Annotated in this window: 20 protein-coding genes and 1 pseudogene; 19 read left to right on the top strand and 2 right to left on the bottom strand. The window is 56.7% G+C overall.

Annotated elements, in window-relative coordinates; translation table 11 throughout:
* Positions 1–32 precede the first annotated feature (32 nt).
* From NATPE_RS21595 to NATPE_RS18575, 6 genes are all read left to right on the top strand, one after another.
* Entirely contained in the window at positions 33–1,100 is a 1,068-nt protein-coding gene (locus tag NATPE_RS21595) for a glycosyltransferase family 4 protein (RefSeq protein ID WP_015310242.1), read from the top strand.
* Between the two features lie 254 nt (positions 1,101–1,354).
* Positions 1,355–2,833, top strand: a complete 1,479-nt coding sequence (locus NATPE_RS18580) for an IS66-like element ISNpe8 family transposase (protein WP_015298760.1) — start codon at positions 1,355–1,357, stop codon at positions 2,831–2,833.
* 104 nt (positions 2,834–2,937) lie between these two features.
* Positions 2,938–3,855, top strand: coding sequence for a glycosyltransferase family 2 protein (locus NATPE_RS21590; RefSeq protein ID WP_006183579.1), 918 nt, complete (start codon positions 2,938–2,940; stop codon positions 3,853–3,855).
* Between the two features lie 38 nt (positions 3,856–3,893).
* On the top strand, positions 3,894–5,072 hold the full coding sequence (locus NATPE_RS21585) for a polysaccharide pyruvyl transferase family protein (RefSeq protein WP_015310240.1): 1,179 nt from the start codon (positions 3,894–3,896) through the stop codon (positions 5,070–5,072).
* Complete coding sequence (locus tag NATPE_RS21580) at positions 5,056–5,901, top strand: UDP-N-acetylmuramate dehydrogenase (RefSeq protein ID WP_006183578.1); 846 nt, start codon at positions 5,056–5,058, stop codon at positions 5,899–5,901. Before NATPE_RS21585 ends, NATPE_RS21580 begins: the two co-directional genes overlap by 17 nt.
* Positions 5,902–5,917: 16 nt before the next feature.
* Positions 5,918–7,429 (top strand): flippase, encoded by a 1,512-nt coding sequence (locus NATPE_RS18575; protein WP_015310239.1) that lies wholly within the window; start codon positions 5,918–5,920, stop codon positions 7,427–7,429.
* A gap of 54 nt (positions 7,430–7,483) precedes the next feature.
* On the opposite strand, the gene aglF is transcribed toward NATPE_RS18575, so the two are convergent.
* A complete protein-coding gene (aglF, locus tag NATPE_RS18570; RefSeq protein ID WP_015310238.1) occupies positions 7,484–8,212 on the bottom strand; it encodes a UTP--glucose-1-phosphate uridylyltransferase AglF in 729 nt (242 codons plus the stop codon).
* A gap of 1,011 nt (positions 8,213–9,223) precedes the next feature.
* On the opposite strand from aglF, the gene aglM reads away from it, so the two are divergent.
* Together aglM and NATPE_RS18550 are read left to right on the top strand one after the other, a co-directional pair.
* Positions 9,224–10,516, top strand: coding sequence for a UDP-glucose 6-dehydrogenase AglM (gene aglM, locus NATPE_RS18555; RefSeq protein ID WP_006183573.1), 1,293 nt, complete (start codon positions 9,224–9,226; stop codon positions 10,514–10,516).
* Positions 10,517–10,622: 106 nt separating this feature from the next.
* The gene (locus NATPE_RS18550) at positions 10,623–11,591 is read left to right on the top strand and encodes a phosphoadenosine phosphosulfate reductase family protein (RefSeq protein ID WP_006183572.1); all 969 of its coding nucleotides are present in this window, start codon (positions 10,623–10,625) and stop codon (positions 11,589–11,591) included.
* Between the two features lie 170 nt (positions 11,592–11,761).
* On the opposite strand, the gene NATPE_RS21575 is transcribed toward NATPE_RS18550, so the two are convergent.
* Positions 11,762–12,762 (bottom strand): IS630-like element ISNpe3 family transposase gene (locus NATPE_RS21575; protein WP_076611240.1). Its coding sequence is split into 2 segments (ribosomal slippage): positions 11,762–12,270 and positions 12,270–12,762, totalling 1,002 coding nucleotides; the frame shifts between segments, so codons are not numbered across the junction.
* Between the two features lie 1,109 nt (positions 12,763–13,871).
* Between NATPE_RS21575 and NATPE_RS18530 the strand changes: the two genes are divergently transcribed.
* The 11 genes and pseudogenes from NATPE_RS18530 (at position 13,872) to NATPE_RS18480 (ending at position 24,897) form a co-directional block, all read left to right on the top strand.
* The gene (locus NATPE_RS18530; RefSeq protein WP_152422623.1) at positions 13,872–14,669 is read left to right on the top strand and encodes a hypothetical protein; all 798 of its coding nucleotides are present in this window, start codon (positions 13,872–13,874) and stop codon (positions 14,667–14,669) included.
* A pseudogene (locus NATPE_RS18525) lies at positions 14,639–14,860 on the top strand (hypothetical protein); the annotation flags it as partial. The gene NATPE_RS18530 and the pseudogene NATPE_RS18525, both read left to right, overlap by 31 nt.
* Positions 14,853–17,930, top strand: a complete 3,078-nt coding sequence (locus NATPE_RS18520) for a TraM recognition domain-containing protein (RefSeq protein WP_006183566.1) — start codon at positions 14,853–14,855, stop codon at positions 17,928–17,930. The pseudogene NATPE_RS18525 and the gene NATPE_RS18520, both read left to right, overlap by 8 nt.
* A 357-nt stretch (positions 17,931–18,287) precedes the next feature.
* Entirely contained in the window at positions 18,288–19,541 is a 1,254-nt protein-coding gene (locus NATPE_RS18515) for a phage NrS-1 polymerase family protein (protein ID WP_015310234.1), read from the top strand.
* A 73-nt stretch (positions 19,542–19,614) separates the two neighbouring features.
* The gene (locus NATPE_RS18510; protein ID WP_006183564.1) at positions 19,615–20,079 is read left to right on the top strand and encodes a hypothetical protein; all 465 of its coding nucleotides are present in this window, start codon (positions 19,615–19,617) and stop codon (positions 20,077–20,079) included.
* A 148-nt stretch (positions 20,080–20,227) separates the two neighbouring features.
* On the top strand, positions 20,228–20,512 hold the full coding sequence (locus NATPE_RS18505) for a hypothetical protein (protein ID WP_006183563.1): 285 nt from the start codon (positions 20,228–20,230) through the stop codon (positions 20,510–20,512).
* Positions 20,512–20,835: a DUF7558 family protein gene (locus NATPE_RS18500; protein WP_015310233.1), complete on the top strand. Its 324-nt coding sequence runs from the start codon at positions 20,512–20,514 to the stop codon at positions 20,833–20,835. Before NATPE_RS18505 ends, NATPE_RS18500 begins: the two co-directional genes overlap by 1 nt.
* 105 nt (positions 20,836–20,940) lie before the next feature.
* Positions 20,941–21,648: a DUF7437 domain-containing protein gene (locus tag NATPE_RS18495; RefSeq protein ID WP_006183561.1), complete on the top strand. Its 708-nt coding sequence runs from the start codon at positions 20,941–20,943 to the stop codon at positions 21,646–21,648.
* 9 nt (positions 21,649–21,657) lie between these two features.
* Complete coding sequence (locus NATPE_RS18490) at positions 21,658–22,188, top strand: hypothetical protein (protein ID WP_006183560.1); 531 nt, start codon at positions 21,658–21,660, stop codon at positions 22,186–22,188.
* A 673-nt stretch (positions 22,189–22,861) separates the two neighbouring features.
* Positions 22,862–23,758: a hypothetical protein gene (locus NATPE_RS18485; protein ID WP_006183559.1), complete on the top strand. Its 897-nt coding sequence runs from the start codon at positions 22,862–22,864 to the stop codon at positions 23,756–23,758.
* 212 nt (positions 23,759–23,970) lie between these two features.
* On the top strand, positions 23,971–24,897 hold the full coding sequence (locus tag NATPE_RS18480) for a transcription initiation factor IIB (RefSeq protein WP_006183558.1): 927 nt from the start codon (positions 23,971–23,973) through the stop codon (positions 24,895–24,897).
* Positions 24,898–24,978 lie beyond the last annotated feature (81 nt).

The raw sequence follows: 24,978 nt of genomic DNA, 5'->3' as shown, positions 1-24,978 counted from the left end.
ACTTATTACGACGGCATAGCACACTCCCTACAATGGTTTCCAATCAAGATATCTGCTTCGTCCAGACAGCGGCGCCCGGAGAGGGTGGACATATGCACTCCATCCATCAGAAGATGGCAAATAGTGTCGGGGCCGACATTCAGACTGTCCATCGTCGACCACTTCCCGGTCTTCTGAATGGATCGGTCGTCTCAGATGCGTTATTCTCAGTTGAAGATTTTGATACTAACTACGACATTTTCGTTTTTGAGTCTCCGAGCACCCTGTACCTCCTTCCAAAATTATCCGATAATTTAGAGACTGCTGAAGTCGTCTATCTACATACTAATGTCCGATTCGCCGGTCAGAAGATGTATCCATTAATGGAACATAGCTTACTAGTTCGGTTGGTCGGGAAAGCAAACCAAACCATAGATGCACTCGTTTTGAAGTACTTAGCGAGAAAGCATGTTGACGGAATTATTACTGTATCAAATTTGTTCGCTGATGACTGCTCTGATTGGTTTGACGGGCCGATCTCTGTTGCTACTCCCTTTATCGAAGCAGAAAAAGAGCAAAAACTCTCCCAGACTAGTCCACAACTGGATGGTAAGCAAGCTGTCTATGTCGGCCATGATCGCGGTCACAAGGGGTTGGATATCCTGGTTGAGGCTTGGCCAGCAGTAAGACGCACACACCCCGAGGCAGAACTGCATCTGTATGGCGAAGATCATGCGGATTGGTATAACTCGTTTAACGGAGTCACAGTTCTGGGATATGCGGACTCTCTTTCAGATGCTTTTTCGGGAGCTAGTCTCTTCGTTCATCCCGCACGTCTAGATGCGCATCCCGTTACGCCAATCGAAGCCATGTATGGGGGTGTCCCTGCAACCGTGACTAGAAAGACGGGATCTCGTGGGGCCGTTTCTCAAGTCAGCCAAAACTTAGTCGTGGATCGAACCGATGCTGAAGAGATCGCGTCGGTCGTTAATTGGTATTTTAACCAAGAGTTGGAACAACGAAAACGGATGCGGAAGCGTTCAAAGCAAGTGGCCTCAAGGTTTACCGAATCAGCGCGCAAGAGTGAATTCAGACACGCGCTCCAAAGAGTGATAAAGTGAAAACTGAGCACTTTCGGGTAATTAGAGATTGTATCCCCTTTCTGAACTCAGCCTGTTTTATATTTGACAAAGGGGCTGATTTTGAATAGTTGTACGTGTTTAGCCCCGTCTGATTTCGTCACTGTCTCGTAGGTGGTGGCCTGTGACAGATACATGGTCTGTCAGCAGGGAGTCAGTCTACATTCTCAGGGATGGTCTCCGCTGCCCGGAGACCATCCCGTCGGCCCTGCTGTCGTCGTTTCGAGGTGGAATCGATGAGCTGGGACGATCTCTCCAAGGACGAACTCCTCTCGCGGTTTCTCCAGATGGAGGAGCGAATCGACGAGCTGGAAGAGAAGATTGCCCAGAAGGACAAGCGGATCGAGGAACAGAACGAACGGATCGAAGAGCAGCAAGAGCGGATCGAAGAGCAGCAAGAGCGGATCGAAGAACTCGAAACACGTCTCCGGAAGTACGAGAATCCACACACTCCACCCAGTAAGCGACGGTCGGGGACCGACGAGTCCCCGACCTCGCAGGACGACGAAGACGACGATGTCCGAACTGATGGTGGTACTCCCGGTCGAAAGGACGGTCACAACCCGGAGTGGCGCTCTCCGCCCGATCCTGATGAAGAAATCGAGGTCACCTCTGACTGTTGTCCCGAGTGTGGCGACCACTTCGACGAGTCGGTGGGCGTCAGCCCCCGACTCGTCGAGGAAGTCCCGGATCCACAGCCACCAGAAGTCACCCAGTACAACCGACACCGCTACCAATGCGACTCCTGTGGAACTGAGACGGTTGCGACTCACCCCGACTGCCCCGATGAGGGGCAGTTCGGGGTGAACGTCATCGCGCAATCTGCCCTGTCACGGTACGATCACCGCCTTCCCTACCGGAAAATCACGGACCGCTTCGAGCAACTTCACGGACTCGAACTCTCAGGTGCATCCGCGTGGCACGCGACCGAGCGCGCTGCGCGCGCCGGTCGCTGTGAGTACGAGCAGATCCGTCGAGAGATTCAGGAGGCTGAAATCGTCCACGTTGACGAAACCGGCATCAAGCGTGACGGTGACCAAGCGTGGATCTGGACGTTTCGGACGGACGAGCATACGCTGTACGCGGTCAGAGAGAGTCGTGGGAGTGATGTTCCCGCGGAAGTCCTTGGCGAGGACTTCGCGGGAACGGTCATCTGTGATGGGTGGACGGCGTATCCAGCGTTCAGCAGTACGCTTCAGCGGTGCTGGGCACATCTTCTCCGGGAGGCTGAAGACGTTGCTAGTGACCACGAGGAGGCAGAACCGGTGTACCGGTATCTCAAGCAGATGTTCGTCGGTCTCCAGTCGTGGCTGGAGACCGACCCAGATCCTCGTGCGAGAGCACAGATGCATCGAGCGTGTCAGGACGGCCTCAGATCGCTCGTTGAGCGGTCAGTGACCGACGAACCAGTGGCAACACTCCTCGGGAAGATCGAAGGTGGACTCGACCACTGGCTCACCTTCGTCGGTGAGCCAGCGGTCTCCCCGACGAACAATGCCGCAGAAAACGCCCTTCGTGAACCTGTTGTTCTCCGGAAAATCATCGGAACACTCCGGAACGACCGTGGCATGTTCGTTCACGAGACGATCTTGTCCCTGCTGGCGACGTGGCGCCAGCAGGGACGCAACCCATACGAGGAACTTACGCGGGTTGTCCACGACAACGAAATGATCTCACGAGAGCAGACTGTGCCGGTTGTTGAGACCTCGGGGTAAACACGTACGAATAGTTTTTAGAACACCGGTACTCCTCACTTGCCAAATCTGGGTTCCTAGTGTTAAGATGTAACTATTTATGAGTCGGCATACAAGCGCAGAGCATGAGCCTGGTATCCGTTATAATTCCCACATACTATCGGGACAGGAGCTTACGAGAAGCTGTTGAAAGCGCCCTTGCACAAACTTATGACGATATCGAGGTCATCGTCGTGGATGACTCCGGCGAGGAGTATGCGAAGCCCATCGTAGCTGGTTATGACGTCCGATATATCCCCCATAGTAAAAATATGGGCGGCAATCCAGCACGAAACACGGGATATGAATCCGCTCAGGGCGAATACATTCAGTTCCTAGATGACGATGACGTGATCCTTGATCGAAAAATTGAACAGCAAGTAGATTTGTTAGAACGGACAAAATCAGTTGGTGTGGCCTATGGTGGTATTATTGACCGCAATGGCTGTCAAATATCTCCGGATGAAGACGAGCGAGAGAACTCACTAGAATTAGCACTTCAGTTTTTCTGGCCCACAACAATTACCTCCTCATTGCTAATCTCAGACGAAGTCCTTGCAAATATCACCCCTCTTAAGAACCGGCCTGCAGCGGATGATATTGGTATGAAAATTGAGTTAGCAAAGGAGACGGACTTTGGTTTTGTAGACTCTATACTCACAAGAATCGGTGATTCTGTTGATAGCCGCTCGTCAAAGATTGAGTTCGCATATGAACTTGAAGATATTTACAATGAATATCAAGGGCTGTATAAAAAATTCCCGCCAAGAGTAGAGCGTAACGCGCTTGGAGGGGTGTACCATAGTAAAGCCCACTTTTTGATTGAAAATAGAATTTGGTCTCCATCCGCGATTTATTTTTACGCACTCGCAGCTAGGTATAAGGGATTACATAATCCCGTACTTATTCTGAGTATTTTTGCTGCATTATTCGGTAGGCCGGGGGTTCAACTGTCAAGACATATCTATGAAAGAGTAAAGGGCAACAACAGACCGGAATCCTAAACAGAAGTACTTTATCGGATGCGTCAGCATGACTTCGTATGTCTAAAATTGGGGTTCTCACGTTCCATAATAACGAAAACCGGGGGGCGATCTTACAGGCCTACTCCCTTTGTGAGGTTCTTGATGAGGTATTTTCGGCGGATGTTGAAGTAATTGAATACCGTACAAAAGCTAAGGAACATAGCCGTCGGAATCCTATATTTCTCACAAAGAGACCTTGGCGAAGTGTTGTCCGTTTCAAGGATCGACGAATTGTTGAGGAGTTCATCGACACAAAATTACCTACAAGCAGTGAATCCATTATTACTGATAACCATGGTCGCGCAGTAGATTGGTTAGAAAACCAAGGATATGATATGGTTATAACTGGAAGCGATGAAATTTGGAAAATCAATACAGACCTGGGTGGGGATTTTTTGCCACGTTTATCTCCAACACGTCCATTCCCGAACCTCTACTTTCTTGACCCCGACCTTTCATCAATTAAAGTAGCATACGCTGCCTCGGCGAATCAAACGAATCCAAGTGACTTATCTGAGTCAAAATTGAGCCAAGTCAAGACCCACTTATATAGTTATGACCATGTCAGTGTAAGAGACAACCATACCGAAGAACTGGTGACGAAACTCGGAATCAGTTCTGTTTATCGTGTGCCAGACCCAACACTAATGACAGAACTCCCTACCAGTAATGTTCGAGATATATTTGAAGAGAACGGGATCAATCTTGATGACCCAATCTTGGGTGTCCACAGCCATAACGATAATCCCACATTCAAGGAAATTTGCTCATATTATCGAGATAAAGGGTTTCAAATTGTCACCCCCACTTCTTCAAAATTCGTGGATCTTGAGCTAATAGGTAAAGTAGACCCGTTTGAGTACTATAGTACCTACGAACATTACGATATGGTTATAACAAGTAGCCTTCATTCAACAATATTTAGCCTTAAACATGGAACTCCGTTCACTACGGTCGATGTCAGTAGTATTTACGATAATATGGAGAGTAAGACGCACTCACTTTTAGAGGAATTTTCGCTCCTAAATAGACATATTAATGCTGTGAATGGGGATTTATCTGAGTTCTATGCCCGAGTAGATGATTTAGAGCGTAAGCCTGACGAAACCCATATTAACCGTCGAGTATCCGGGTTACGAGAGCAAGGCTTCGACTTTCTGAATATGGTAAAAGAGGACTATGAAACGAACGACTGAACCACTGGCCGAATACACGTGGCTTAAAATAGGTGGCCCGGCAGAGATTGCAGTCCCAGAAAGCAAAGAAGAGCTCGTGCAACTGCTGCGAGAGTGTCATACAGAGAACCGAGCATATCGACTTCTGGGGAACGGCTCGAATCTTCTCGTTTCAGATGACAGAATCAACGAGCTCATAATCAAAAACACCGTAGCATGTACTGACCGCCAATTTGACGGAAACGTTGTTTCCGCTGGAGCGTCGGTAATGGTTCCCCAGTTCATCAACGAGTGTATTCAACACGAACTCGGCGGCTACGAGTATCTATACTCGGTCCCAGGAACTATTGGTGGCGCAATCTATATGAACGCTGGACGTGGTGCGGCCCACGACAAGACAATCAGCGATTATTTGGTTTCTGTAGAGGTCTTTTCCGACGGCGATACGACCGAAATACCTGTTGATGATCTCAACTTCGACCATCGTTACTCGTCCTTCCAAGAACACGACGATTGGGTGATTCTCAGTGCAACATTTGAACTCCCCTCCCAATCTCAGGAGGAAGGGCGTGAAAAAGCGCAACAGCGGATGGAGAAGGTCAATGAACGGGACCGGTCAACGCCTAATGCTGGATCGGTGTTCAAGTCGGGTGCTCGACTTCCCCTTCATAAGATTCCACCTGGTGGACTATCTGTTGGGAACGCACGATTCATCGGACCGAACCGAATCGGTAACGATGGCGATGCAACGTTTAGTGATGTAAAGCGACTAGTCTCCCTAGCAAAATTGCTCAATAAGCTCGTCCCCCCCTTTCAAACTCCTGAAGTGGAATGGAAGATCTGGTCGTAGCCGAGTTTACTAACTAATGAGTAGCAAGACCATTTCTGGATTTGTCTCGGTTCTTAGCGGAAAGGTTGGTGGAATGCTTCTTGGTGTTGCGATTACACCATTGCTAGTGCGAATCCTCGGCAGCGAAAGCTATGGTGAGTACGCCTTCGTAATTTCCGCCTTTGCTATTATCGGAACGTTTGCTCGCGCGGGAATCTCAGCGGGTATTCGAAAGTATATCGCTGAAGATCGGTCTGAACGGGCGTGGAAAGAACATGTCTTCGTGTTCTACGCACGTCTGGCTACGGGCCTCGTACTACTCGTTGCAACGATATTGATTCTCTTCGGGTGGTACGGACCAGCTGATCGACTAGTCGGGCCAGGGTTTTCGACGTATATTCTACTTCTTGCAGCCATGCTAGTCACGGACCAGCTTTTCTACGTCACACGGTACACGTTAATGGGACTTCATCTGGAAAAATACTCCGAGCCGCTCTCTGTTCTCAAGCAGCTCCTATTCGGGATTTTTGGCTTGTCCCTCGCGTACATCGGCTTTGACGTTGCTGGTGCGCTTGCGGGAACAGCCATTGCGTCTCTGGTCTGTGCCTTCGTGGCAACGTGGATGCTCAGAGAACACATCGACATTACCGCAGTGTTTCGCTCGCTTCCTTCTGAATTTCCTCAAAGAGACCTGCTGAGCTTTAACATATTCAATACGGTGTTCATTCTGCTAACAATATCTCTGTACAATGTCGATATCCTATTGCTCCAGCCCCTAGCCGGTAGCCAGCAAACGGGACTATACAAGGCTGCACTCGTCGTAGCAGAATTCCTTTGGATTGCACCGCAGGCCGCCCAAATTGTCTTCATTCATTCCTCCTCCGAGCTCTGGTCTCGAGGGAATTTAGACGAAATTTCCCGTATGGCGAGTCAGGCAACGAGATATACGCTCCTGTTTACGGTACTGATAGCACTCGGAATCGCCGCCCTTGCATCCGAGTTTATGCAGTTGTATTTCGGTCCCGAGTTTGATGCTGCAGTTACACCGCTTCTCCTCCTTCTTCCAGGCGCACTCGGATTCGCCCTCGCTAGGCCGATATACGCAATCGGACAGGGAAAAGGAGATCTTCGGTCGCTAATTGTCGCGACTGGAACCGCAGCGGTAATCAATCTCGTTCTGAACCTCTTCCTTATCCCCCGGTATGGGATGGCCGGTGCAGCTACCGCTACGAGCATCGGCTATGGTTCGATGCTCGCATTTCATTACATCGTTGCGCGCCGTATTGGGTACAATCCAATCAGTGATCTTCGAGTTACCCGCGTTGGTTTCACCGCAGCGATATCCGCACCAGTCATTTTCGGACTAGCCTACGCTATCGATTCTTCCGTGTTTTCACTAGTCGTCGTCCCACCAGTTGGTTTTCTCGTCTATTCGACGCTCGCATTGCGGACCAACGCAATCGAATCAGAGGAAATCACCTCTATTCTCGATAATGCCCCGTCACCCATCTCACGGTGGCTTATCAACGGGATTCGATACATTAGTTAGTTGGGCCCCTTATGGCGTCGAAAATGACCGTTCAAGAAGACCGAGGGTCCGTCTCTACTGTTCTACAGGATCCTTCCCTTGGACCAACTTCTCCGCCCGGTCCCTGTCTTCGGGATACCCGACGTCCACACGCCACCCTTCGATGCCAATCGCATCAATCGTCCGCCCGCTCTGAATCAGCAGGTCGATAGCCTCGCTAATCTCGTACTCGCCGCGGTTCGACGGCTGCACGAGGTGACACGCGTGGAAGATGGCGGGACTGAACGTGTAGAAGCCGGTCATCACGAGGTTCGACGGCGGGTCCTCGGGCTTCTCCACGACGTCGGTCACCTCGCCGTACTTGTTCGTATCACACACCCCATAGCGACTCGCTTCGTCCCAGTCGACTTCCTCGACGAGGAACGCCGCATCAGCACGATCTTCCTGTTGACGCCGCACCACGTCCTCGAGGTTCGCGTCGAAGATGTTGTCCCCGAGGATGAGCATGAAGTCGTCGTCGATGTGCTCTTCGACGGTCAACAGCGCGTGTGCCAGGCCCTGCTGTTCGCGCTGGTGGGCGTACGTGATTGGGATGCCCTCGAATTCGTCGCCGTAGTGGTCGATGATGTCCTGCTTGCGGTAGCCGACGACGACGACGAGCTCGTCGGCGCCCAACTCGGCGAGCTGTTCGAAACAGTGCGTGAGGATTGGTTTGCCGTTGACCTCGACCATTCCCTTCGGTTTGTCTTCGGTGAGCGGGCGGAGCCGCGTTCCTTCACCGGCTGCTAGGACGACTGCTTTCATAACTACTGCGAGAGTGTCGGTCAACAATGATAGGTCTTTTCACCTAACCTTGAGGGTAGAGACCTCTTCCTCGAAGGAGGGAGTGAAGTAAATATCGACGGCTACCTTGCAAACGTCCGGAGTTTGGATTGCTAAATTATCTCCACACAACCTCGGCAGGGTATCGCATATGAATATGCTCAATCCAAGATTGATCACCCCGAGAAGATATCCACGTACTATGAGGGGTTCCTGGAACGAAGTCTTGCACGTGTCCTTCTTCCAAGCTACGACTGAAGAGGGCACTCATCTTCTCCCGCAGGGTTTCCTTCTGGGAATCAACTTGAAGGCCGTACGCTTTCGCCTCTCCGACTTCGAGGTCTTGCCAACTTGCCGGCTTTGGCTCGTTGAGGCGGTGCGAGGCGACTCTCGGTAGTATTAACTTCGCCTTCGATTAGTAGCTCACCTCGAATGATGCCTGCGTCTTCCTCAATGAGTTCTATTTTGAGGACGACAATTGAGGCTCTGAATCCCTCGTCGTCCTCTCGTTCATTGAGCATCAGTTCTTCCGCTCGTTCCTTGTCTGTTGTCAGACGTTGCAGTGAATCGGGGATAAATCCTTATCGTTCGGGTTGTAATGAGGACGGTTCCCGTTGAACGTCTCGTTTGTCAGCGTCAGGTTCCCCATCTTCGCTACGGTAAAGAGTCGCCAAAACGGAACTCGCCGTGAATTGCTCCCTCCCGCAATTTGGTAGCCTCGAAGCGACTCCTTGCCCTTCTTACTTCGGCCGTGGCAGTAGGGTTCGACCTTTCGATGATGCCCATCGTAGGTGAATTCGACCGCCTTTTGCTCCTGAATCGCTTTGCAGATGATATTGCTCATGATGAGTGTGCCCCTCACTTTGTCACCAACTGGCATGAATATCATCCATCCGGAGTGAAAGTGGTCTCGAAGCTTCGCGCTTCGGATTACGGGTTAGAGATCACTCGTTTTACCAAACCCTGAATAGTCACCCCGCGAATCCATCAGTAATGCGAGTCAGTATTGTCGGCAGCGGCTACGTCGGCACGACAACTGCGGCGTGTTTTGCAGATCTCGGCCACGACATCGTGAACGTTGACATCGACCAAGACATCGTCGACGCCATCAACGCCGGCCAGTCGCCAATCCACGAACCTGGCCTCGACGACCTCCTCGATGAACACGGCAGCGATGCCCTCACAGCAACCACGGACTACGCCGATGTTCGTGAGACGGACGTTACGTTCCTTGCGCTACCCACTCCGTCTCGCGACGACGGTAGCATTGACACGTCGATCATTGAGGCTGCAACCGAGACCCTCGGTGCCACGCTCGCTGACAAAGACGATGAGCACGTCGTGGTCACGAAGAGCACGGTCATCCCCACAACCACGACGGACACGCTCGCTCCCATTCTCGAGGACGCGTCCAGAAAAACGCTCGGTGAGGACCTCCATGTGGCGATGAATCCCGAGTTCCTCCGTGAAGGAACGGCTGTCGAGGACTTCCAGCACCCCGACAAACTCGTCTTCGGCACCCAGGACGACACGGCACTCGACACCCTCTATGACGTCTTCGCGCCGCTCATCGAACAAACCGACGCTCCCGTTGTCGAGACAGACATCGCAGAAGCGGAGATGATCAAGTACGCGAACAACGCGTTCCTCGCGTCGAAAGTCTCCTTGATCAATGACCTCGGGAATATCTGTAAGGAGTTCGGCGTTGATGCCTACGAGGTGGCGGACGCGATTGGGCTTGATGACCGCATCGGTGAGCGCTTCCTCCGGTCGGGGGTTGGCTGGGGTGGAAGTTGCTTCCCGAAGGACGTCAACGCCATCATCGCCGCCGCCAAGAACAAGGGCTACACTCCTGCACTTCTCGAGGCCGCCGTCGCGGTCAACGACACCCAGCCCCAGCGACTCCTCGACCTCCTCAATGATTACGTTGACGTCGCCGGCGAGCGCGTCGCCGTGCTCGGCCTCGCATTCAAGCCCGGCACCGACGATGTCCGCAACTCCCGCGCTATTGAGGTCATCGAGGGCCTCCAGAATCGCGACGCCACCATCGTCGGCTACGACCCCGTCGCCACGGAGAACATGCGCGAGCGATTCCCCGACATCAAGTACACCAGTTCAGCCGCCGCTGCGCTCAAGGACGCTGTCGGTGCCGTAATCGTCACGGACTGGGACGAATTCGCGACCCTCGATGAAGAGTTCACCACGATGCGAGAGCCGGTCGTGGTTGATGGCCGCCGCAGCATCACCCCCACCCCGGACATCACCTACGAGGGCCTTACCTGGTGACCCAGGGAGTCTCAACCGCTCCCCATCACGTCCCCCTGTAGCCGCCGCTCGACATCGTAGTATTTCAATAGGTTCATTACGCCGTTTCGTCACGACCTACCCACTGATGGCTGACTTCCCAGCATACCTCGATGTGGATTACGACGCAGGCACCGGCGAATCCCCAGAGGATTATCCGACGCTCCAGGACAAGATCGAGCAAGCAATCGAGATCACTCGCACGGGCCTCGAGGAGTACGAGAATCCGGCGATTATGTGGACCGGCGGGAAGGACTCGACGCTCACGCTGTACTTCGTTAAAGAGGTCGCCGAACAGTTCGACCTCGACGTTCCCCCCGCAATTTTCATCGACCACTTCCAGCACTTCGACGAACTCCACGACTTCGTCGAGAGGTGGGCCGACGAGTGGGATCTGGAGGTCATCTATGCCCGGAACACCGACGTCGGCGACTACGTCGATGCCAACGGCCTCACGCCAGGCGACGACATCCCCATCGACGAGCTCTCAGAGCACAACCAGCACCACGTTCGCGACCTGCTGGAGTACGAGGAGGACACGTTCCCGTTCCTGCTGGACACGTACGTCGGCAACCACCTGTTGAAGACGGTGGCGTTGAATGATGCGCTCGAAACTCACGACGTTGACGGCATTCTCTCCGGCATTCGGTGGGACGAACAGGACGCGCGCGCCGACGAGACGTTCTTCAGTCCGCGCCACGACTCCGAAATCTATCCGCCCCACGACCGCATTCAGTCCATCCTGCAGTTCGATGAGGCCGCCGTCTGGGACGCCTTCTGGTACTACGTCGTCCCCGAAACCGTCGCGGAGTTCCCCGACGATGGGTATGTCCCCCAGAGCTACGACGATCTTCCGGGAGACCTCACCCACGAGGACATCCCCGTCTCCCCCAAGTACTTCAAGGGCTTTCGCTCCCTGGGGAGTGAAGTTTCCACGGACAAAGCCGCTGAAGAGCCCGCCTGGCTCCAGGATCTTGAAGACACGACCGAGCGCGCTGGCCGCGCCCAGGACAAAGAAGACCTCATGGAGCGCCTGCGCGACCTCGGGTACATGTAGAACCCGGGGCCGCGCGACCGCCCAGAATCACTTGGCTTCTGGCTGAAGACAGAGGCATACACTATCGGACTGTATCACAGGCTCGTAGTTTGCTAGTAGTCTGTACGCAGAACGGCGAGGAGTCAGCAACGCGCTAGTTCCGGGTGCAGTCGTCGTAGATATAGTAGACACTAGAAGTAATTGCTCACTTTAGGAACAGAGAGTTTGTCGAGAGCGGTGTCGATCGCTGTTGTTAGCTCGTTGAGCGAGTCAAAGAAACGGTTGCTAAGAGCCTTTTGCAGCTGTCTCCAGCATTCTTCGACCGGATTCAACTCCGGTGAATACGAGGGTAACGTCACGAAGGCGAGGTCGTCACGGGCCGCTAGGTCCGTGACGGCCGACGCCTGGAAATACGGCGCTCCATCAAGCACCACGATCAAATCATCTTCGAACTCTTCGCATAATGCCAAAATGAAATGTTTTGCGTGGTCGGCGGTGACGTACTCCTCAAATCGGGAGAAGAAGCGATCACCGTCCTCGGTGATCGCGCCCAACAGACACGTCCAGTCGCGTTGGCCAGAGAGTTCGACAGAGGGCCGCGTGCCACGCGGAAACCACGCGGCACGCGGCTCGACTTGCACGGATTTCTTGGTTTGATCGATACAGACTACGGTGGCGTCCATCTCCCGCCGCTTTTTTTGAGCTCGTTGCGGAACTCTTCTTGCTCGTCTTCATCGGCTTCGGCGGCTGAACGGCGCGGTTTCTGGTAACTCAATCCCGCCTCTTTCAGCAACCGCCGACAACTCGGGATTGAGTACTCGACTCCGTAGGTTTCTTCGAGATATTCTTGGGCGAGCGCCGGCGTCCACGCAGGCGCGTCGATCCCAACTTCTTCAGGAGACTTGTGTACAGTTTCTTCAAATTCCTCTTGCTGTGTTTCTGAGAGCTTTCGCTTTCTCCCAGTTCGCTTATCATCAGAAACAGCCTGCTCAAGCGACTCGTCGGTGTCGAGTCGCTTGAGCCAACTATAGATCGTCCGCCGCTGAACGTCGTACCACTCGGCTAATTCGGTCTGCGTCACACCATTTTTGTACGCAATCGCCGCCAGTAGCCGCTGTGTCGGCTTCTTTCTCTCCACCTTGTCGAGAGCATCTTGCAGCTCTTCGACGGAGGTTTCGTCAAGGTGATCCACTACCTATTGCAACAGTCTACGGGTAAAAAGTTCTAACGGTTACTATAGCTATTGAAACGGTGGCTGTGTCGACATCGAGGTTGTCGAGGCGAATTGTGATCGTCTCTTGGGACTGGAGGCGGGAATCGACGCTCCAGTATTGGTCGCCTCCGGCACGGGCGATTTTCGAGATTGAGACCGCATCTGAGAAGGTGTCGCGAACCGCTGATTCCGAGGGGGTGGCCGGCAACTGGATGTTACTCTGAATCTCACAAATAGGTTCTCCAGTCCACTCCACCGACATCACTGACGTGACCTGGTACCCAGCGTCTCGTGTTGCCTGCACAACCCCGTCCGGATCCGTTGTTTCGACGAACGCGGTTTGGCGATTCTCTCCAGTAAGGATGGCGGGAACCGACGCGCTGTGGAGATCGACCAACTCACTCGCACTGGCACCGCGCACGCTAATACGGACGCCCTGCCATGGAGACCCTGGACTCCCAGGCTCCGATGCCGTCTCACTGGTACTACCCGGTTCGTCGCTTCCACTAACGGGAAGCGACTCAGTGCAGCCTGCGAGTGAAATTGCCCCACTAACCCCAAATGCCGTGAGGAACCGCCGTCGATTCATACGCAACGAATCCTGTGAGTGAACTTCAAAGTTGCCAACCAAACAAGATGATAACCGGCTGGTAGGCTCAAGGCGGCATCACCCCCTTCACCACGAATGAGCAGTAGTAGCCTTGAAGTCGAGGACGTCCTCTACAACCCACCTGCTCGTGTCGACGAAGGCGTCCAGCCACAAATTCCGACGTGGCCCAGAAGCACGCCGGTATATCCTATATCAACGGTAATCCGGGTAGGGTGACATCCACGCCTTATCGTTGCAAGTCGGTAAAAAAAGCTGCTTGCGTTGGAAGGACGATTTAATCGTCATAACGATTCTCGTTAGTCGCCTCTGTGTGGCTGTGAAACGGGAAACTGCTTCCTGCCAGCACGTCATTCATTATCCATTCAAAAAACGATAATATTATAACATTATCAAAGACATAGAATTAACTGTGAATCGTCGTTCCCTGCTTCGGTCAGCGCTTGTCGGGAGTGTCGCCGCCCTCTCCGGATGTAGTTCTTTGTCACGTGACTCACCACAGACAGCCTCGACGACCTCCAATCCACCACCTGATACCCCTCAACCCGAGATAGAATGGCGCGAGGAACTCATCACAGACGACCAGTACCGCCTCACGATAACAGTCCAGCTCGACCAGGCGGACGAAGTCGTCGTGGAAACAGTCGGCGGCGGGACAATCACGACGCTCACGACGAACGGCGAGCATATCGTCGCCGGATCAGAAACCAATCACGGGCCGCTTACGCTGGGTACGAGCGTGAACGCCATCCTTCCTGATACTCCGGTCGATCGAATGATTGGGACGTACTCGGTCGGGTCGCAGATCCAGCCGACAATTCCTCTCCATCTCAACGGCCTGACCGGCGGCACACACCCGCCACAGGACGTCCAGGGTGCCCACTCCCGGACATACACCCAGACCGTTGGCAACCAGACAACGCGTCTCTCGCTTACCGTGCCGAAGGCGCTCTACCAGTATTACCAGCGCCGGATGCGAGTCGGTGACTACGGCGCGTATGTCTCCGATACGAACGACGATGAGTACATCACTCGACTCGCCGAGCAGTTCAAAACCTTCCGCGACCGGAACAATCTCTCCGACCGCGAGATGATCGACCACGTCACTGGGTTCGTCCAGCAACTCCAGTACACCAGAGATGAGCCAGCGACGGGATACAACGAGTATCCGAAGTTTCCGACTGAAACGCTCGTTGACCAGGGCGGCGACTGTGAGGATACCTGTATTCTCCTGTCTTCGATTCTCGAGCGGACCGCGAGTGGACCGACCGGCGTATGATCATGACTGTCGACGAACTCGCCGGCGTCGCACACATCCCGAACAACGAGATCGAGACGCCGAATATCGACTGGCGCTACACCCAGCGCGGCGACCGCGTCCCGGCCGATACGGACCAGTACGAACGCACTGCGACCAGAGGGCGGTCTGACGAGCGACCGGCCAGACAGGGAGGTGAGGGTAGTGTTTGATCGCTTCTTCGGTCGCGACGACGCCGACCAGGACGCTGCGTCGGATGCAGACGCGTCCGCATCCGACCCCTCACGCAACGAGGATTCCCCGCCCGAGACGAAGACTAACGGGAACGGTGCGACCAGTGGGGATGCACCGTTCGAGACTCGTTCGGGTCCACAGTCACTGCTTGGCGAAACGTACGATATCGCCGAACAGGACACGGACTACGTCGGGAGCAAGCCCGTCGTCACCGAGACGCTGAACGAGGGCACCGTCGCCGGATCACACGTCCGCGAGATGCTCGAATCAGGCGTCGATACAGCTCCATCGCCGCTGTGGATTGGGTACGACGAGGACGCCCAACGAGGGTTCCGCGAAGCCCCGCTCCGCTTCGAGTCGCTCTTCCGCCACATCTGGATCACCGGCACCACTGGCTACGGGAAGACCACAGAGTTACTGAATATGATGGTCCAGTGGGCGTATTCAGGGTATGGATTCGTATACTTCGATCCGAAGGGCCGCGACTCGCGCGAACTCCTGCGGATGCTTCCCGAGGACCGGCTCGACGACGTCGTCTGGATCGAACCCGGCTCATCCGAGCACGACAAGACGGTCGGGCTGAACTTCCTCGAAGTCCCCGACTGCGAGACTGAAGAAGAGCGTGAGAACGAGATCGAGAACCGCATCGAGAATCTCAAGGCGATCTTCGATACGGACGAGTACTGGGGGATCAACATGGAGTCGATCACCGAGTCGATGGGCCGGGCGATGATGCAGTCCGATCAGCCGTTCTCGGTGATCGATATGTACTTCACGCTGTTGCACGCCGAGCGGCGCGAAGAGTTTGCCCTCGACGTCGACGACCCGTACGTGCGTGAATTCTGTCTCGAAATTGCACGGATGGACGATGAGACAGTCCGGCCGCTGCTCAAGCGGATCAAATCGTGGGTCGAAAACTCGGTCATCCGGCGAATCATCTCCCACCGCGAGAGCACGATCGACTTCCGCGACATCATCGACAACGACCGAATCGTCATCGTCCGGACGCCCGTCGAGAACACGGACATTAAGAAGATGGTCACGCTCGGTGTAATGCGGAACCTCTGGAGTGCGATTCAGCAGCGATCGTACGAACGCGATACTGACCCAGAGCCGTACTTCGTGCTCTGTGACGAGTTCGACGACATCGCGAGCGACAACCTCGATATCGAGTCGATGCTCGCCCGCGCCCGGTCGATGCGCCTCTCCGTAACCCTGTCCTCTCAGTACCCCTCGCAGTTCGGTGAAGACACGCGCAAGGCGATGCAGAACAACTGCGACAACCTCATCACCTTCTCCGTGAACGACGTCGACGACGCCCAGCTCCTGATGAAGCGATTCCGCGACTACACAGCAGAGGACCTCATCTCGACCGACCAGTACCAAGCCTGGACGAAACTCCCACTGGAGGGCGGTCGGTACTCCGAGCCAGTCCTCCTCCGGACGTTCCCGCCGTATCCTCCGCTACGGTCATCGGATGCGGTCGACGACATCATCGAGGCGAGTTTGGATCGCTACGGGACTGACCCGCTGACTGACGCGGAGATAATGCAGAACCTCATCTACAGCGACGCCAATAAAGCAGCGAACCCAACGCAGATACTGGGCGAGACGATGGCCGAGGCGGTTCGAGCAGTGCAGTTGCGGGAGGGCATCCGAGACGAGAACGGCTGGGTAGACGTCGTCGATGTCGACAAGGAACTCTCGATTCGCCTCGAGAACAGCCATCCCGATATTGAGTATGCGGACGACGATCTGCCAGAGGTGCGGGACGCGTCACCGTTGATCGATGTCGAGTTACAGGACGGCGATATCGTGGCTCGACTGTCCGAGGAGGGCGAAATCGAGGTAGAGCCAGAAACGGGCGGAGTGGAGTCGGCAGGCGGATCGGACCACGATGCAGTGCTCGTTGATACCGAGCAGGCGCTCACCGAGCGCGGGTTTAGCGTCGACATCCTCGAACAGGACGGTAGCGAGCAACCCGACGCGACAGCCACGCACCCAGATCACGACGTTGTGTTCAACATCGAGGCCGAGACGACGACACCGGATCGCCCCGCGAAAGTCTTGCAGAACCTCAAACGAGCACAGGACGCAGATCGCATCCCGCTCTTCGTGGTTCGCTCTGGCGACCCCGAGACGGAGTGGGCAACGCGACTCGAGAATATTCTCTCGGTGCCGCTGCAAGAGCGGGCGGACGGTACCGAGCAGTTCTACAACTGTGACGAGGTCGTGACCTTCGGGGGTGGCGCTACGGCCCACGGCGGGGTAACTGCCGTTCGACCCCGCACATCCGAGACGAATCGGACAGTCTGGACGCGTGACGACGGTGAACGTGTGCTGTCAGATGGTGAGAGGGAATTCACTCGCGTTCCAGACGAGGGAACACTCTCGAAAGACGGCGTCCCGGCCTACTACAGCTACGATCACGAAACCGGACAGTACACAGTGCATAAACCCGGCGAGACGCAGACGTATGGCTCGAAAGACGGGTTCGATGCAGAATGGACGCCGATCAAGCGACCATTCATTCCCGATGTCGAACTCCCAGATCCGGACTATTCGCGCGACAGCTACATCGTGTTGCTGCTTCCGGAGGACGGTGCTCTCAAAATATTCCAGCAGGGGGAACTGTATACACTCTCCGAGAGCCCAGACGAGGAGGACTTATGGCTGGGCGTCCCCGCCAATGAGCACTCACAGGCCACGATATCGATGGATGCCGGTGAAGAGACGCCATCGACGGAGTCTACCGCACCGTCAGATGAGTCGGTGGAGATCGACCCGAGTGGTGACGGCATCGAGGCGTTCGCAGCGATGTACATCAGAGAAGCTGAGGGAGCACAAGTGCCAAAGGAAACGCTGTTTCAGGCGTACTCGGCCTGGACTGATCAGCACGGTATTGATGGGACAAACGCGAGTTGGTTCGGTCGAAAGCTCGCAAACGTCGTCGAGTATGAAAATGATCGGGTCAGAGACGGCGACGATCTGGTGACGGTCTACAGCGGTGTCGACCTCACGCCAGACGGCTCGAAGTTCCTTGAATAATGAGAGTTATCAGATATATGGATGAAATCCAGGTGGATGGTATTCAGGTCAATCATACCCAATCACCGAAATCACAATTGTCGCGATATATCCGTTTCTTCCCCGTATATCGAGTTCATACCATAGATTGTTCAGGGCAAAATTACTGTTCAGGCCAAGGGATTGATGAATGTTCATGGGAAAACCGCATTACGGGAGCAGTGTTCAGGGCAAAACGCGGGTCAAAACCAACTAGTATACAACGGGTAGCACCCGTTGGACAGGGGACTGGACAAGCCACCGGTCGCGAGGACTTCTATCAGGATAGTGAGAAAGAGAGTGAGATGACTCACTGGAGACTCATCGAGAGGGATACCGATGGAATCTGAGCCGCCACTTGTAGTCTCGGAGTGTCCCAAGAAGCTACGCGAGCGCGAGCAGTGGGTGTGCTGGCGGGAAGAGGAACGGGACGACAAACTGACGAAGATCCCGGTGACGCCAGCGACAGGCGGATTCGCGTCGTCGACGGACCCTGAGACGTGGGGCAGCCTCGAAGCAGCGCTCGAATACACCGAGACGGAGCACGCAGATGGCGTCGGGTTCGTGTTTACCGACAACGACCCCATCGTCGGCGTCGATCTGGACGACTGCCGCGATCCCGAAACCGGCGACGTCGACGATGACGCACAGGACATCATCGCACGACTCGACTCGTACACGGAGGTGTCGCCCTCTGGAACCGGCTACCACGTCCTCATCAAGGGTGACCTCCCTGACGGCCGGAACCGTCGCGGGAGCGTCGAACTGTACGACACGGCACGCTTTTTCACCGTCACTGGCGACCACGTCGGGCGAACGCCCACACGTGTTGCACGCCGACAGGACGCGCTCGACGCGATTCACCGCGAGTACGTCCAGAACATCGAGCGTGACACGACTCCCGAATCCAGGCAGCGTGGTGACGCTGACGGCCAATCAGCGACGAATGATGCAGACGACGTCGACCTTGAGGACGAGGAACTCCTCGAGAAAGCGCGAAACGCGTCGAACGGTGAGAAGTTCGAGCGGCTCTGGAACGGGAATATGGGTGGCTACGACAGCCAGTCTGAGGCTGATATGGCGCTGTGCTGTCTGCTGGCGTTCTGGACCGGCGGCGACCGGACGCAGATGGACCAGCTGTTCCGTCAGTCAGGGCTTCACCGCGAGAAGTGGGACGAGGTCCACTACGCCGATGGGTCGACGTACGGCGAGAAGACCGTCGAGCGAGCGATTGCGAACACCTCGGAGTTCTACGATCCGGACACCGGCGATGATACCGAAGACCGCGACACCACCTCTGCCGAATCATCTGTCGACACCCGTGACAATTCAGAGCGGAGTCGCGCGTACCTGACCGAAAAGAATCGACTGTTGAGCGAGCGCGTCGACGAACTTGAAGCGACGCTCGAACAGAAAGTCGAGCGGATCGACACCCTCGAAGCAGAGGTTGAACGGCTCACCGACGAACTCGCTGCCCGCGACCGAGAGCCCAAGCAACCCCAAGACGAGCAAGCCGTTACTGCGAACGAGAGTGAGGATGAGTCAGCGACTCGCTCCGTATGGGGGCGATTATTCGGCGGCAGTTCAGAATAACGATGTAACCGCGATAGAGCGTTTTTCACCCCGTTATGGGTGACGGGGTTGTCGAACTGCCCCGGAACAACACATGTATTCTGAGCGACAGCGAGACCCAATCCGTCGTATCGACCCCCACCCGGACGAATCTGACGCAGCGACAGCGCCATGGGCCGACCTTCGACTCGACGTCCCCAACGACCGGCGTGACGAGTCGATCGTGGCGTTCGTCGAGTGTGTCCTCGTTGAGCTCACCCACGAGGACGTCGGTGCCGAGTACCGGTCCTCGAACGCGTGGGGTGCTAAAATCGATCAGTACGTCGCCGCCGAGGCGACTGGCCAGCAGTTCATCAAGCGTCGGTACGACGAGCGCCTCGGGTGGGACGAGACGCAGATCACGCGTGAAGCGGTCCGCGACAAGCTGGTCTGGCAGCTCTCACGCTCCGAGTCGCTGGCAACGAATCGAAGCCACGCCAAGCCGGCCACCAACCCCGATACGTTCGTTGTGAAGCCCACGCAGCAACTGCGAACGGATTCAGGATGCGAGGAGTGTTAACCAACAAATGCGAGAGACTTCAGCGATTGTTGGTTAATCATAGAGAGTCCAAGTCAGCCACCTGCCTGTCCGCTCTCTCCAGCCTGCGAGTTTATCCGCGCCGGAAGGCGTGAGGCGCGCTCGAAGTGCGTGCCATAGTTGAGTTCCCATGACTGGATCCGATATCCTCGACGACACGACAGCCGATCACGAGCGGCTTGAAACCGAACTTGTTGCACAGGACCGGGATGCGGCCCGGGTCGCGACGGCAGACATCGACGAGCGGAGTGCCCGCCGTCTCGTGAATGATCTCATCGAGGACGATATGGTGAGGCCGATCCCTGACCAGCATGTCCTGGTTCACGACCCCAGCGGCGAGGCCTTCGACTCGATCACCCAGCTCGCCGTGTTCCATCGCGGCTGGCGGGCCGCCAGAGACGCGGAGGACGACTGATGCAACAGACGCTTGCTGGGTGTGCCTTCTGCGATGCACGTCCCGATACAGAGATGGGCGAGGCACATACCTGGGGGAAAGACGAACGGATGACGCACCCGATCTGCGTCGACTGTGCGCTCCAAGAGCGGCCTGATCCCGAGGAGCGCGATCATCACGCCTGCGACGGGTGTGGCCTCGTCGTCGACGCCCTCGCGGCGCTCACGCGGTTCCGGGTGGAACTCGGCCATCTCGAGGGGCCGTTGCAGCTGTGTGGGCGATGTAGTCCCGGCGGGCCCGCGACGTACTGGACGCGAGATTTCGAGTTACACGTTGTCGAGTAGCCGGTTAACTCGGTGGAGCGTCCCTCAGCGTCCGTTCACATAAGCCAGTAGCACGTCACTTGCCGCACCGATAGTCTGAAGTACACGGACTTCGGACTAACTCCTATGGCTCCTGATCACGAGCACATTCGCCCAGATGGTGGAATCGACACGCTGGACCCGCCACCGATCGACATCCTCACCGAAGACACGCTCGAGCCGGAGACGCTGGCCGAGAACGCGCCCCGGCTCGAAACAGTCGTGGAACTGCTCAACCGCCCAGCACTCGCCCGCGTCTACATCTACATCTGCTACTGGGGCCCGGTCACCCCACCGGAAGCTATGGAGGCGCTCGATCTCTCGAAATCGACGGCCTACGAGTACGTCGACCGACTGGTCGATCTCGGCCTCGTCGACCGCGACGACTCGACACGCCCCCAGCAGCTGACCGCCGACCCGATCATCATCGTCGAGCAGTACGTCCCGATCGTCATCACGCCGACCGCCCTCCACGCCCTCGGGCTCCAGGAGGTCGATGAGGACATCAAGTACTTCGTGGACCGGTACGGCCTCGGGAAGCTCATCGCTGCATTGCGCGGCGCCGGGCTCCACTTCGCGGGGAAGACGACTCAGCGGATGGTCGCCAGCGACATCGACGTGCGCGAGACGGAAGCGATGATGATCATCTACGCGCTCAAACCCGCGCTTGCCGTCGGCCGGGAGCACGATCCGTTCTTCGAGTACCTCTTCCCGGATGTGCATGACGAGATGGATCTTCCCGATCTTGACGAGATAGCTGGTGCCCCGACGGATTCGTCGGACCCCGATAGGTGAGTTCATCGGATGGGTCGAGACACGCCATTATCCGCTGACCAGGACGTCCTCGTCGACGCGAACATCTTCTACGCGATCGGCCAGCCCTCGAATCCGCAGTACCAACGATTTCGCCGAGCCATCCAGCACGCCGGCGTCGTCTGCAAACTCCCCCGGCGCGTGATCGGCGAACTCGGTGGCTCAGAGACGGATCGTGTCCGGACGGCGCTCGACGAAGGATGGGCCGAGATCATCGATGCGCCATCACCAACGGACGGGGACGCTGTCGCGGCAAGCGATATCGCCAGACGGACCATCGCGAGTGAAACGACTAAAGCCGAGCACGAGGTCGAGAAGACGGACGCAATTCTTGCGGGCCTAGTCATTCAGTATGTGAGAGACCGCTCGACAACGGGTGTCGTCGTGCTCACAGACGATCAGCCCGCCAGGAAAGGCATCAAAAATGCCGTTCGAGCGCAAGGGTACACGGACGCGATCACGGTCTACGGCTTGGCGGACATCATCGGCGACGACCCGGGCGACTCGATGCGGCTGATCTAGACCGAGTAGTGACCCTCATTCCGAAAGCCCTCAGCCGCTCGGCATCCCACGCCCCACGCTGCGCGCCTCGTCCCTCGGTGCTTGCGGAGTCGGGGGACGACCGAAGCGGCCTCGCCCTTTCTGAGTCCACCAGGTAGTGGCTGGAGCACAGAGCGTCGAGAGTGGATGAACAGGTGATTCGTAACGGCTCGCCCCGCTCGCCGCTGCCGCCCTCCGCGTCGCTCGCGACCGACCATTCCGGGCGTGCGGGCGCTCTCCGCACCGTGAGCGCCCGTTCCGGGCTAAAATGGATGTGCCCTCGGCGCCAGCGGGTATCCCCGTCGGTTGCGCCCCTTGCGGGCTTTCGCGTTCCAGCGCTTTGTGCCGCCTGCGCTGGCGCGCGCCACACCGCGGCGCGCGTTCTCGGCGACAGTCGCCCTGGACACGGACCCGCGTATCGGGCCGGACACGAGCGGGCATATCCCGCTGGCCGCTCGCTCCGGGCGGGTCGGCGCGCGGTGCTGGTTGGGTGGCCTCCCTGAGGCGCGCTCTCGCTCGCGCCCAGGGGCGCTCGCGAAGGCGCGAGCGAGAGCGCGCGATGGGTGAGTTGGTCGTTGTGGACAGCCACGGCTGGAGAGTCGTGGTGTCGGAAGAAGACGCCGAGTGAGCGCCTTCGGAATCAGGTCCGATTCCAATGTCAAGTAAGAACGTCTCCAGTGAAGTAGTTTCGGTCGATGAACAGGCATTCGAGAAACACGATGAAGCGGCGGTCGATGAGGATGGCTTCGAGGTCGTCGATGAGACCCCGGAGTTCCAGGCGACGGTCGACATGGAAGTGCAGGCGAAAGTAGATTCAAATCATCCGGACGCGCGAGTCGAGGAAGGACCGGATCACATGTTCGGGAAGACCCTCGAACAGGAAGAGCGCATCAAGGCGCGGGAGGCTGAGCTGGAGCGCATCAGTGCCCAGGCTGAACTCGGAACGCAGGAGGGTCGGGAGATGCGGACGCGAGATATCGCGGTAAAACGAAGTGCGATGCGACGGACGGAGTTCCAGAAGCGGCGAGCGAGCGTGGACCCGATGGCGGACCCAGAACGGGACGACCCGCGTGTGGAACTCGAACAGGAGCAGTTGGCGGCTGTGAACGAACAATCGATGCGGCTGGCCGAAAAGCTGGATGGGTGGTCGCGGGCGGCGATCAGTCGGCGGCTGGCCGAGGCGGTCATCAACGGGAAAGACATGATGAGTGCGGTCGTCAGCGTGTTCGAGGAGCTACAGACGGCGCCGGGACAGGTGATCCCGATAGGGAAGGTCGAGGACGTGAACCGAAAGGAGGTGAGCATCGAGGGAACCGTGACCCAGTTGTGGGATGCGGATTCATCGGCGATTCGGCAAGTCGGGCTCATCGAGGACGAAAGTGGACGAACGAAGTTCACGTCCTGGGTTGCGAGCGACCAACCGTGGATGGAAGAAGGCGAACGCGTGCGGATTCACGGGGCGGCGCGGAACTGGTATCAGGGGCGCGTCTCAGTGGCTCTGACCGGGTGGAGCACCGTGCTGTTCCCAGAGCGCGGTCAGTGGTGGGAGTAGTCGGCTAACGCGGCCTTCTTTTTTGCTTATGCCCGTTCACCCGCTTCCCGCCGCCCCACCCAACCTCCACGTTCCGGGCGGCTCACAGAGCCGCCGGGCTTTCGCCACAGTATCGCACTGCGCCGGCTCCGTACCGCTGGGTGTTTATCTGCCCCTGGCGGGTGAGGGGCGTTCCGAGATGCACGATCTGCGTGATTCCCCTCGTGAGAACCATGGCAATCAGAGACATCTACGAGACGGCATTTGACGAGAACGTACAGACTGACTCCAGCGCGAACCAGTGTCCCGAGTGCGGCGGCCGGGTCACCACCAATGCGGTCGAAACCGTCTGCGAGGACTGTGGCCTCGTCGTCGACGAGCAGCGCATCGACCACGGGCCAGAATGGCGAGCGTACGATGACGATGAGCGTGAACGGACGGGTGCGCCGCTGACGGCGGCGCGACACGACCGGGGCCTGTCGACCGAGATCGGACATGGAACGGACGCAAACGGAAATACGCTCTCTGAACGGAAGCGGCGGCAGGTGGCCCGGATGCGGCGTGAACAGTCTCGTGGCAGGTTTCAGTCGAAAGCCGAGCGCAACCTCGCACACGGTCTGGGGGAGGTCCGCCGGATCGTGAGCGCGCTCGAGCTGTCCGAGGCGATTCGTGACCAGGCGTGCCAGCTCTTCCGGAGCGCCCAGAACGACAATCTCCTGCCGGGTCGGTCGATCGAAGCGATGGCCACAGCGAGCGTCTACGGCGCCTGTCGGTGTAATGGCCTCTCGCGAACCCTCGACGACGTCACCGACCCGGCACGCGTTGAGCAGTCGCGCGTGACGAACGCGTACAAGACGCTGAACACGGAACTCGGCCTCCCGGCCCAGCCCGTGACGCCCAGTGCGTTCGTTCCGCGGCTCGCGTCGGAACTCGATGTCTCCGATCGAATTCGGCAACGAGCACGGAGGTTAGCGGAGGGCTCGGAATCAACGGGAGTTACGACGGGCGTCTGCCCGTCAGGGTTCGCCGCAGCTTGCCTGTACAAAGCGGGGCACGAACAGGGCCAGTTGCTTACACAGACGGACGTCGCAGAGGTCGCGAACGTCTCTCCGGTCACCGTCCGAACTCACCGAGAAGCGCTGGACGAACTGGCTGTCTAACGACGCTCCTCCTATTGGTTTGCGTGTCTGTAGATGAATTGACGTGAGAGCTACCCTTTAAAACCGAAGACGAAGCATGCT

The organism is Natrinema pellirubrum DSM 15624, assembly GCF_000230735.2.
GTDB classification, from domain to species: domain Archaea; phylum Halobacteriota; class Halobacteria; order Halobacteriales; family Natrialbaceae; genus Natrinema; species Natrinema pellirubrum.
Note: the sequence above shows the minus strand (reverse complement) of the source record. Positions and strands in the feature narration are given on the sequence as shown.

What these genes read in the sequence shown, in the direction of transcription:
- NATPE_RS21595 (WP_015310242.1), top strand. Translation starts at nt 33, where the DNA reads ATGGTTTCCAATCAAGATATCTGCTTCGTCCAGACAGCGGCGCCCGGA.
- NATPE_RS18580 (WP_015298760.1), top strand. Translation starts at nt 1,355, where the DNA reads ATGAGCTGGGACGATCTCTCCAAGGACGAACTCCTCTCGCGGTTTCTC.
- NATPE_RS21590 (WP_006183579.1), top strand. Translation starts at nt 2,938, where the DNA reads ATGAGCCTGGTATCCGTTATAATTCCCACATACTATCGGGACAGGAGC.
- NATPE_RS21585 (WP_015310240.1), top strand. Translation starts at nt 3,894, where the DNA reads ATGTCTAAAATTGGGGTTCTCACGTTCCATAATAACGAAAACCGGGGG.
- NATPE_RS21580 (WP_006183578.1), top strand. Translation starts at nt 5,056, where the DNA reads ATGAAACGAACGACTGAACCACTGGCCGAATACACGTGGCTTAAAATA.
- NATPE_RS18575 (WP_015310239.1), top strand. Translation starts at nt 5,918, where the DNA reads ATGAGTAGCAAGACCATTTCTGGATTTGTCTCGGTTCTTAGCGGAAAG.
- aglF (WP_015310238.1), bottom strand. Translation starts at nt 8,212, where the DNA reads ATGAAAGCAGTCGTCCTAGCAGCCGGTGAAGGAACGCGGCTCCGCCCG.
- aglM (WP_006183573.1), top strand. Translation starts at nt 9,224, where the DNA reads ATGCGAGTCAGTATTGTCGGCAGCGGCTACGTCGGCACGACAACTGCG.
- NATPE_RS18550 (WP_006183572.1), top strand. Translation starts at nt 10,623, where the DNA reads ATGGCTGACTTCCCAGCATACCTCGATGTGGATTACGACGCAGGCACC.
- NATPE_RS18515 (WP_015310234.1), top strand. Translation starts at nt 18,288, where the DNA reads ATGGAATCTGAGCCGCCACTTGTAGTCTCGGAGTGTCCCAAGAAGCTA.
- NATPE_RS18510 (WP_006183564.1), top strand. Translation starts at nt 19,615, where the DNA reads ATGTATTCTGAGCGACAGCGAGACCCAATCCGTCGTATCGACCCCCAC.
- NATPE_RS18505 (WP_006183563.1), top strand. Translation starts at nt 20,228, where the DNA reads ATGACTGGATCCGATATCCTCGACGACACGACAGCCGATCACGAGCGG.
- NATPE_RS18500 (WP_015310233.1), top strand. Translation starts at nt 20,512, where the DNA reads ATGCAACAGACGCTTGCTGGGTGTGCCTTCTGCGATGCACGTCCCGAT.
- NATPE_RS18495 (WP_006183561.1), top strand. Translation starts at nt 20,941, where the DNA reads ATGGCTCCTGATCACGAGCACATTCGCCCAGATGGTGGAATCGACACG.
- NATPE_RS18490 (WP_006183560.1), top strand. Translation starts at nt 21,658, where the DNA reads ATGGGTCGAGACACGCCATTATCCGCTGACCAGGACGTCCTCGTCGAC.
- NATPE_RS18485 (WP_006183559.1), top strand. Translation starts at nt 22,862, where the DNA reads ATGTCAAGTAAGAACGTCTCCAGTGAAGTAGTTTCGGTCGATGAACAG.
- NATPE_RS18480 (WP_006183558.1), top strand. Translation starts at nt 23,971, where the DNA reads ATGGCAATCAGAGACATCTACGAGACGGCATTTGACGAGAACGTACAG.